The sequence below is a fragment of the Streptomyces sp. UH6 genome (genome assembly GCF_013421635.1).
Taxonomy (GTDB): Bacteria; Actinomycetota; Actinomycetes; order Streptomycetales; family Streptomycetaceae; genus Streptomyces; species Streptomyces abyssomicinicus.
This window is the reverse complement of sequence record NZ_JACADT010000169.1, coordinates 1-8318: the sequence shown is the minus strand read 5'-3', so window position 1 is coordinate 8318 and position 8318 is coordinate 1. Positions and strand designations below refer to the sequence as shown.

4 protein-coding genes are annotated in these 8318 nt (G+C 71.8%); 2 read left to right on the top strand and 2 right to left on the bottom strand.

The window, feature by feature from the left end; genetic code table 11:
- The first annotated feature begins 453 nt into the window (after positions 1-453).
- The gene (locus HW445_RS11570; RefSeq protein WP_180220939.1) at positions 454-5487 is read left to right on the top strand and encodes an NAD-glutamate dehydrogenase; all 5034 of its coding nucleotides are present in this window, start codon (positions 454-456) and stop codon (positions 5485-5487) included.
- 137 nt (positions 5488-5624) lie between these two features.
- Here the strand turns inward: HW445_RS11570 and HW445_RS11565 are convergent, their stop codons facing one another.
- Entirely contained in the window at positions 5625-6410 is a 786-nt protein-coding gene (locus HW445_RS11565; protein WP_180220940.1) for an ABC transporter ATP-binding protein, read from the bottom strand.
- Between the two features lie 7 nt (positions 6411-6417).
- Positions 6418-7338, bottom strand: coding sequence for an ABC transporter permease (locus HW445_RS11560; protein ID WP_151775165.1), 921 nt, complete (start codon positions 7336-7338; stop codon positions 6418-6420).
- 151 nt (positions 7339-7489) lie between these two features.
- On the opposite strand from HW445_RS11560, the gene HW445_RS11555 reads away from it, so the two are divergent.
- Complete coding sequence (locus HW445_RS11555) at positions 7490-8209, top strand: TetR/AcrR family transcriptional regulator (RefSeq protein ID WP_257231007.1); 720 nt, start codon at positions 7490-7492, stop codon at positions 8207-8209.
- The last annotated feature ends 109 nt before the right edge of the window (positions 8210-8318 follow it).

The following is an 8318-nucleotide window of genomic DNA, read 5'->3' as shown; positions in this document are numbered from 1 at the left end:
CCCCGCGCGACTGAGATCCCACCCCGCGCCCCGCGCGCGCCCCGCCCCCATACCTCTCCGCACAGCACCGCGACGCTGTGCGGACCGGCAAAGTTCCACCCCCTGTTTTGTACACATACGGCTCATGACGGCCCCCTCACACCGGCATATAGCCTTGTGCCGTGATCAGCGCGATAGCCGGCGCGGGCGTTCCAGCCCTCGCGACGCGCCCGGAGCACCCGGTGGACACCCGGGACCGGGCGCCGCTCGCCGACATCTCCGCCGGGACGGCGAGGGGGGCCGCGACATCGCTGTCGCGCATGGCCGGAATCCCCACGCGCGTGTCCCCTTCAGGCATAGCGTCGGAACGAACCGGACACCCGGCGTCGAGACGTGCTGCCGGAAGCATCACGGCCGCACCGGCCGACTTCCCTTCAACGTCACGCAACGGCGCGCGACAGGAGCCAGAGAACAATGCAGACCAAGCTGGACGAAGCCAAGGCCGAGCTGCTCGAGAGGGCCGCCCGGGTAGCTGAGAACAGCCCGGCCGGGGGACGCCTTCCGGCGGGGGCCACGGACGACGGCGGAAGGAGCCCGGACCGGGCCGCCGTGCTGTCGTTCCTCCAGCGCTACTACCTGCACACGGCGCCCGAGGACCTCACCGACCGCGACCCGGTCGACGTCCTGGGCGCGGCCTACTCCCACTACCGGCTGGCCGGCCTCCGGCCGCAGGGCACGGCGGCGGTGCGCGTGCACACCCCGACCGTCGAGGAGAACGGCTGGACCAGCAGCCACTCCGTGGTCGAGGTCGTCACCGACGACATGCCGTTCCTGGTCGACTCGGTGACCAACGAGCTCTCCCGCCAGGGCCGCGGCATCCACCTCGTGGTCCACCCGCAGTTCGTGGTGCGCCGCGACCTGACCGGCAAGCTCCTGGAGGTGCTCGACACCCCCGCCCCCGGCGACACCGCGGACCTGCCGCACGACGCGCACGTCGAGTCGTGGATCCACGTCGAGATGGACCGCGAGACCGACCGCGAGGACCTCAAGCAGATCACCGCCGACCTGCAGCGCGTGCTCTCCGACGTCCGTGAGGCCGTCGAGGACTGGGAGAAGATGCGCGACGCCGCGGTCCGCATCGCCGACGAGCTGCCCTTCGAGCCGCTCGCCTCCGACCTGCCGCAGGAGGAGGTCGACGAGGCCTGCGAGCTGCTGCGCTGGCTGTCCGCCGACGCCTTCACCTTCCTCGGCTACCGCGAGTACCGCCTGGTCGACGACGACACCCTGGCCGCCGTCCCCGGCACCGGCCTCGGCATCCTGCGCTCCGACCCGCACCAGACCCCCGACGCCGACGGGAACGTCCCCGGCGACCGCGGCGACGACCCGTCCGCCCCGTCCTTCGAGCGGCTGCCCGCCGACGCCCGCGCCAAGGCCCGCGAGCACCGGCTGCTGGTCCTCACCAAGGCCAACAGCCGCGCCACCGTGCACCGGCCCAGCTACCTCGACTACATCGGCGTCAAGAAGTTCGACGAGAACGGCGAGGTGGTCGGCGAGCGCCGCTTCCTCGGCCTGTTCTCCTCCGCCGCCTACACCGAGTCCGTGCGCCGCGTCCCGGTGATCCGGCGCAAGGTGGCCGAGGTGCTGGCCGCCACCGGCTTCTCCCCCAACAGCCACGGCGGGCGCGACCTGCTCCAGATCATGGAGACCTACCCGCGCGACGAGCTGTTCCAGACCCCCGCCGACGAGCTGCGCTCCATCGTCACCTCCGTCCTCTACCTCCAGGAGCGCCGCCGGCTGCGGCTCTACCTGCGGCAGGACGAGTACGGCCGCTACTACTCGGCGCTGGTCTACCTGCCCCGCGACCGCTACACCACCGCGGTCCGGTTGCGGATCATCGACATCCTCAAGGAGGAACTCGGCGGCACCAGCGTCGACTTCACCGCCTGGAACACCGAGTCGATCCTCTCCCGGCTGCACTTCGTGGTCCGCGTGCCGCTCGGCACCGAGCTGCCGCACCTGTCGGACGCCGACAAGGAGCGCATCGAGGGCCGGCTCGCCGAGGCCGCCCGCTCCTGGGCCGACGGCTTCGCCGAGGCGCTGCACGCCGAGTTCGGCGAGGAGCGCGCCGCCGAACTGCTGCGCCGCTACGGCAACGCCTTCCCCGAGGGCTACAAGGCCGACCACACGCCGCGCGCCGCCGTCTCCGACATCGCCCGGCTGGAGCACCTGGTCGCCGAGGGCGTCGAGGAGGAGTTCGCGCTCAGCCTCTACGAGCCGGTGGGCGCCGCCCCCGGCGAGCGCCGCTTCAAGATCTACCGCCACGGCGCCCCGGTCTCGCTCTCCGCGGTCCTGCCGGTCCTCACCCGGCTCGGCGTCGAGGTCACCGACGAACGCCCCTACGAGCTGCGCTGCCCCGAGGGCCACGACGGCGTCTCCGGCGCGTGGATCTACGACTTCGGCCTGCGCCTGCCGCGCACCGCGCTCACCGCGAGCGGCGAGTTCCTCGGCGGCGACGACGCCCGCGAGCGGTTCCAGGACGCCTTCGCCGCGACCTGGACCGGCCGCGCCGAGAACGACGGCTTCAACTCCCTCGTCCTGAGCGCCGGTCTCACCTGGCGCGAGGCGATGATGCTGCGCGCCTACGCCAAGTACCTGCGGCAGGCCGGGTCGACGTTCTCGCAGGACTACATGGAGGACACCCTCCGCGACAACGTCCACACCACCCGCCTGCTGGTCTCCCTCTTCGAGGCGCGGCTGTCGCCGGAGCGGCAGAGCGCCGGGCTGGAGATCACCGACGGCCTGCTGGAGGAGCTCGACGGCGCCCTGGACCAGGTGGCCTCGCTGGACGAGGACAGGATCCTGCGGTCCTTCCTCACGGTCGTGAAGGCGACCCTGCGGACCAACTTCTTCCAGCTCACCGACGACGGCCGGCCGCACGACTACGTGTCGATGAAGTTCGACCCGCAGGCCATCCCCGACCTGCCGGCGCCGCGGCCCGCCTACGAGATCTGGGTGTACTCGCCGCGCGTGGAGGGCGTCCACCTGCGGTTCGGCAAGGTCGCCCGCGGTGGTCTGCGCTGGTCGGACCGGCGTGAGGACTTCCGCACCGAGGTCCTCGGCCTGGTCAAGGCGCAGATGGTGAAGAACACCGTCATCGTGCCGGTCGGCGCCAAGGGCGGCTTCGTCGCCAAGCAGCTCCCCGACCCGTCGGTGGACCGCGACGCCTGGCTGGCCGAGGGCGTCGCCTGCTACCGCACCTTCATCTCCGCGCTGCTCGACATCACCGACAACCTGGTCGGCGGCGAGGTCGTCCCGCCCGAGGGCGTGGTGCGGCACGACAGCGACGACACCTACCTGGTGGTCGCCGCCGACAAGGGCACCGCCACCTTCTCCGACATCGCCAACGAGGTGGCCCAGGCGTACGGCTTCTGGCTGGGCGACGCCTTCGCCTCCGGCGGCTCCGCCGGCTACGACCACAAGGGCATGGGCATCACCGCCCGCGGCGCCTGGGAGTCCGTCAAGCGCCACTTCCGCGAGCTGGACGTCGACACCCAGACGCAGGACTTCACGGTCGTGGGCGTCGGCGACATGTCGGGCGACGTGTTCGGCAACGGCATGCTGCTCAGCGAGCACATCCGGCTGGTGGCCGCCTTCGACCACCGGCACATCTTCGTCGACCCCGACCCGGACGCGGCGGTCTCCTACGCCGAGCGCCGCCGCCTGTTCGAGCTGCCGCGCTCCTCGTGGGCGGACTACGACACCGGGCTGCTCTCCGCGGGCGGCGGCGTGTTCCCCCGCACCGCCAAGTCGATCCCGCTCAACCAGCACATCCGCGAGGCCCTGGGCATCGACGCCGGCGTCACCAAGATGACCCCGGCCGAGCTGATGAAGGCGGTCCTCACCGCCCCCGTCGACCTGCTGTGGAACGGCGGCATCGGCACCTACGTCAAGGCGTCCGTGGAGTCCCACGCCGACGTCGGCGACAAGGCCAACGACGCCATCCGCGTCGACGGCCAGGACCTGCGGGTCAAGGTCGTCGGCGAGGGCGGCAACCTGGGCCTGACCCAGCTCGGCCGCATCGAGTACGCGCAGGCCGGCAACGCCGGTGAGGGCGGGCGGGTCGACGCAGCCGCGGGCGGCAAGGTCAACACCGACGCCATCGACAACAGCGCCGGCGTGGACACCTCCGACCACGAGGTGAACATCAAGATCCTGCTCAACGGGCTGGTCCGCGCCGACGACATGACCGTCAAGCAGCGCAACAAGCTGCTCGCGGAGATGACCGACGAGGTCGGCTCCCTGGTGCTGCGCAACAACTACGCGCAGAACACCGCGCTGGCCAACGCCGCCGCCCAGGCGCACGACATGCTCCCCTCCCAGCAGCGCTTCCTGCGCCACCTGGTGCGCTCCGGCCGCCTGGACCGGGCCATCGAGTTCCTGCCCACCGACCGCCAGATCCGCGAGCGGATCCAGCACGGACAGGGCCTCACCGGTCCCGAGACCGCCGTCCTCCTCGCCTACACCAAGATCACCGCGGCCGAGGAACTGGTGACCACCGGCCTGCCCGACGACCCGTATCTGCGCCGCCTGCTGCACGCCTACTTCCCGACGGCGCTGCGCGAGCGGTTCGAGGAGCAGATCGACAACCACCCGCTGCACCGCGAGATCGTCACCACGGTCCTGGTCAACGACACCGTCAACACCGGCGGCACCACCTTCCTGCACCGGCTGCGCGAGGAGACCGGGGCGTCGCTGGAGGAGGTGGTGCGGGCGCACACCGTGGCCCGGGAGATCTTCCACTGCGGCCGCGTCTGGGACGCCGTCGAGGCCCTGGACAACCAGGTCGAGGCGGCCGTCCTCACCCGGATCCGGCTGCACTCGCGCCGGCTGGTCGAGCGCGCCACCCGCTGGCTGCTCAACAACCGGCCGCAGCCGCTGGCCATCGCCCAGACGGTCGAGTTCTTCGCCGAGGGCGTCGAGCAGGTCTGGGGCCACCTGCCCAAGCTGCTGCGCGGCGCCGACCAGGCCTGGTACCAGCACATCCACGACGAGCTGTCGGGCGCCGGCGTGCCGGAGGAACTGGCCACCCAGGTCGCCGGGTTCTCCTCCGCCTTCCCGACGCTGGACATCGTCTCGGTGGCCGACCGCACGGGCAAGGACGCGCTGGAGGTCGCCGAGGTCTACTACGACCTCGCCGACCGCCTCCGCATCACGCAGCTGATGGACCGCATCCTCGAGCTGCCGCGGGCCGACCGGTGGCAGTCCATGGCCCGCGCCTCCATCCGCGAGGACCTGTACGCGGCCCACGCCGCCCTCACCGCGGAGATCCTCGCCGCCGGCGAGTCCTCCGCCACCCCGGAGCAGCGCTTCGACGCGTGGGAGCAGCGCCACGCGGCGATCCTCAGCCGCGCCCGGACGACGCTGGACGAGATCCACTCCTCCGACAGCTTCGACCTGGCCAACCTCTCGGTCGCGATGCGCACCATGCGCACCCTCCTCCGGTCGTAGCCCGGCCCCCGGCCGCCGCCCCGCGCGGCGGCCGGACAGCCGACCGGCCCAGGCGTGGACGGCGGAGGGGCGGTCCGGGGCACGTGCCCCGGACCGCCCCTCCGCCGTCCCGCCGCCGTCGCCTTCTCAGGTGCGGCCTACTTGCCGGTGAACTTCTCGTACTCGCGCATGACGTCCTCGGTCGGACCGTCCATCCGCAGCTCGCCCCGCTCCAGCCACAGCACCCGGTCGCAGGTGTCCCTGATCGACCTGTTGTTGTGGCTGACCAGGAAGACCGTTCCGGCCTGCTTGCGCAGCTCGCGGATCCGCGCCTCGGACCGCTTCTGGAACTTCTTGTCGCCCGTGGCCAGCGCCTCGTCGATCAGCAGCACGTCGTGGTCCTTGGCCGCGGCGATCGAGAACCGCAGCCGGGCCGACATGCCCGAGGAGTACGTCCGCATCGGCAGGGTGATGAAGTCGCCCTTCTCGTTGATCCCCGAGAAGTCCACGATCGACCGGTACCGCTCGCGGATCTGCTCCCGCGACATCCCCATGGCGAGCCCGCCCAGGTGGACGTTCCGCTCCCCGGTGAGGTCCTTCATCAGCGCCGCGTTGACGCCCAGCAGCGACGGCTGCCCGTCGGTGTAGATCCGCCCGTTCTCCACCGGCAGCAGCCCGGCCACCGCCTTCAGCAGCGTCGACTTGCCCGACCCGTTGGTGCCGATCAGCCCGATCGCCTCACCGCGGTGCGCCACGAACGTCACGTTCTTCACGGCGTGCACCCGCCGCACCCCGGACGCCCGCTCCACCTTCTCCTTGCGCCGCACGATCCGGCTCAGCGCCGCCGTGGCCGCGCCCCGCCCGCCACCGGCGCCGTTGACCTTGTAGACGATGTCCACGTGGTCGACGACGACCGTGGGTACCTGCTCCTCGGCGACGTCCATCAGCTGCTCAGCCACGGCCGTAGGTCTCCTCAGCCTTCCAGAAGAAAACGAATCCCCCGAGCCCGGCGAGCAGCGCCCACCCGGCGGCGATCAGCCACACGTGGTCCGGCAGCTGGCTCGCGGTGTAGCTGTCGATCAGCGCGAACCGCATCAGGTCGATGTAGACCGCCGCCGGGTTCCACTGGAGGACGTTGAAGACCCAGCCCGGCAGGTCGGTGCGCTGCGCCACCTGCGTCAGGCTGAACATCACGCCCGAGGCGTACATCCAGGTCCGCAGCACGAACGGCATCAGCTGCGCCAGGTCCGGGGTGTGCGCGCCCAGCCGGGCCAGCACCATCGCCAGACCCGCGTTGAAGACGAACTGCAGGGTCAGCGCCGGCAGCACCAGCAGCCAGGACCAGGCCACCGGAACGCCGAAGATCAGCAGGATGACGACCAGCGCCGCCATCGAGAACAGCAGCTGCTGGAGCTGCTGGAGGCAGTAGGAGATCGGCAGCGAGGCCCGCGGGAAGTGCAGCGCGCGCACCAGGCCGACGTTGCTCGCGATCGACCGGGTGCCGGTCATCAGCGAGGTCTGGGTGAACGTCCACACGAAGACGCCGGTGACCAGGAACGGCACGAAGTCCGGCACGCCGCGGGAGGTGCCCATCAGGACGCCGAAGATGAAGAAGTACACCGCGGCGTTCAGCACCGGCGTGAGCACCTGCCAGAGCTGGCCCAGCTTGGCCTGGCTGTACTGGGCGGTCAGCTTGGCGGTGGCGAAGGCGGTGATGAAGTGCCGCCGCGCCCAGAGCTGCCGGACGTAGCCGGTCAGGCTGGGGCGCGCCCCGCTGACCGAGAGGCCGTACCGGGCTGCCAGCGCGGACAGGTCCCCGTGGTCGGGGACCGCCGGACCGGCGGGATGCGGTGCGTCGAGAACCTGGCTCACATCCGCGGCCTTTCTTCGAGCGGTCGAGCGGGAGGACGGGACCGACGACGGAACGGGACCGTATCGTCGGTCGCGAATGGAGCCTAGGCGCGGGCACGCCGGAACGCAACCGTCCCGTCGTAACGGCCCCGTTCGCCCTATGCTGGTCCGCATGACTGACGCCCACGCCGAAGCCGCGACCGCAGCCGGAGCGGCAGCCGAAGCCGCCGACGGCGCCGGGAACGGGTCCGGGACCAGGCCCGGGAACGGGCCCGCGAACGGGTCCGGGTCCGCCGAGCGTCGCCGCCGCGCCCCGGCCGGGGCGGCGGTGCTCCGCGAGGACGTGACGGAGGCCATCCGCGCGGCCGTCCTGGAGGAACTGGCGGCGGTGGGGTACGCGCGGACCTCGATCGAGGGCGTCGCGCGGCGCGCCGGCGTCGGCAAGACCGCGGTCTACCGGCGGTGGCGCGGCAAGCTGCACCTGGTGCTGGACATCGTCTCCGCGCTGGCCGTGCAGGGCCTCCCCGCGCCCGACACGGGGTCGCTGGAGACGGACCTGCGGCTGCTGTACGAGTTCACGTCCCGTGCGCTGCGGCATCCCGTGGCCTCGCAGATCATCCCGGACCTGCAGGCGGAGGCGGCCCGCAACCCGGAGATCGACGAGGCGCTGCGCAAGGCCGTGCGGTCGGGGCAGGAGAGCGTGGCGCTGCGGATCGTCGCGGCGGCGGTGGAGCGGGGGGAACTCCGGCGCGGCCTCGACGAGGACCTCGCCCTCGACCTCATCACCGGCCCCCTGTACTGGCGCACGGTCATCCTCCGCCAGCCCCGCCTCCCCAAGACCCACCTCCCCACCCTCACCCGAGCCACCACAGCCGCCCTCAGATCCCTCTGACCACACCGCCCCGCGGCAAGCGGCCCGCTCCACCACGCGCAGGCCCCGCGACACGGACACCAGCCCCGCAGTGAAACCGCCCACCCTGCGGGCGGCTGGGCCGCCCAGG

Coding starts and splice junctions, on each gene's coding strand:
- HW445_RS11570 (WP_180220939.1), top strand. CDS start 454: ATGCAGACCAAGCTGGACGAAGCCAAGGCCGAGCTGCTCGAGAGGGCC.
- HW445_RS11565 (WP_180220940.1), bottom strand. CDS start 6,410: ATGGACGTCGCCGAGGAGCAGGTACCCACGGTCGTCGTCGACCACGTG.
- HW445_RS11555 (WP_257231007.1), top strand. CDS start 7,490: ATGACTGACGCCCACGCCGAAGCCGCGACCGCAGCCGGAGCGGCAGCC.